Below are 1709 nucleotides of genomic sequence, written 5' to 3' on the forward strand. Positions count from 1 at the left end.
CCGGCACGCGCCTTGGCCAATTATCAAAACACGGTCAACCCAGTAGCGGCGTAAGAAGAAAATCAATCAAGCTGTCTCAGAAACTTGACGGGCGCAGTAGCCGATGGGGGTCTGTCAATTATTCGGTGTAACTGGGGGTTGTTTTTTTCTAGCTCCTGCCGGCGGACAGGCGTCCGTCGAAGGTGATCTCGAAGGCGTTGAGTGCGGCCTTCCAGCGGTTGCTCCAGCGTTTCCGGCCCTTGCCGGTGGGGTCCAGGCTCATGATTGCCAGGTAGATGCACTTCAGCGCGGACTGCTCGGTCGGAAAGTGGCCGCGGGCGTTCACGGCGCGGCGGATACGGGCGTTGATGCTTTCGATCGCGTTCGTCGTGCAGATCACTGTGCGGATCTCGTTGTCGAACTGCAGGAACGGCACGAATTCGGCCCACGCGTTGGTCCAGAGCCCGATGATGGCCGGGTACCGCTTCTCCCACTTGCCCGAGAAATCCGCGAACCGGTCCAGCGCCGCCGCCTCGCTCGGGGCGGTGTAGACGGGCTTGAGGTCCTTAGCGATCTGGGACCAGTCCTTCTTCGAGGCATAGCGGAAGCTGTTGCGCAGCAGGTGCACGATACACGTCTGGACCACCGTTTGCGGCCACACCGCCGCAACCGCGTCCGGAAGCCCCTTCAGCCCGTCGCAGACCAGAATGCAGCAGTCGGCCACGCCTCGGTTCTTGATCTCGGTCAGCACTCGCAGCCAGTACTTCGCGCCCTCGCCGTCGCCGTGCTCGCCGGCCCACAGCCCGAGGATCTCCCGGGTCCCATCGACAGTCACCGCCAGGGCGACGTAGATCGGCCGGTTCGCGACCTGGCCGTCGCGGATCTTCACGTTCACACAGTCGATGAAGATCACCGGGTACACCGGATCCAGCGGCCGGTTCTGCCACTCTCCCATCCCCTCCAGCACCCGATCAGTGATCGTGGAGATGGTCTGCTTGGACACCTCCGCCCCATACACCTCGGCCAGATGCGCCGCGATCTCGCCATGGGTCAGGCCCTTGGCCGAGAGCGAGATGACCAGGTCATCCACGCCGGTCAGCCGCCGCTGCCGCTTGGCCACGATCCGCGGCTCGAACGACCCGTCCCGATCCCGGGGCACCGAGATCTCCACCGGCCCGGCCTCAGTCAGCAGCGTCTTGGACCGCCGGCCGTTGCGGGAATTGCCGCCGTCGCGCCCGGCCGGATCATGCTTGCCATAGCCGAGATGATCGTCCAATTCGCCGTCAAGCGCGGACTCCATGACCAGCTTGGTCAGCTTCTGCAGCAGCCCTCCCTCCCCGGCCAGCTGCAGTCCCTCGGCCCGGGCACGCTCAGTCAACTGCCGAACCAGCTCCTCGTCCACAGCGTCCGTTACGGCGGCTGTCACATCTGTCACAGGTGTCTCCTCTTCATCAAGAGTTACACCGGAAAACTTACAGTCCCGCCGATGGTAGTGAGGACCGGTGCTGCGTGCTCGGCGCTGGTCCGAGTGTAGGCGTGCAAGAGCAGTTGTTGTGCCCACTCGATGCGTGACCACTTCGGCGGTTGTTCTGTTTGGGCGAACAGGATTTGTTGCATGGGTTCGTCGACGCCTGGGATGTCTGCGATGATGCGGTCGCGGATTGTGGGGAATTGCAGGTTTGCGACGAGGGCGTGGCAGTCGTCGTCGCTTGGGAAGGTTTTGGAGTCGA

Annotated in this window: 1 protein-coding gene and 1 pseudogene; both read right to left on the bottom strand. The window is 63.3% G+C overall.

Features of this window, described 5'->3' with window-relative positions:
* Positions 1-148 precede the first annotated feature (148 nt).
* Entirely contained in the window at positions 149-1414 is a 1266-nt protein-coding gene (locus AC5RWA_RS21585; protein WP_494059013.1) for an IS256 family transposase, read from the bottom strand.
* A gap of 23 nt (positions 1415-1437) precedes the next feature.
* A pseudogene (locus AC5RWA_RS21590) lies at positions 1438-1709 on the bottom strand (DUF4192 domain-containing protein); the annotation flags it as partial.

It is taken from the genome of Arthrobacter sp. 210 2, from assembly GCF_059093025.1.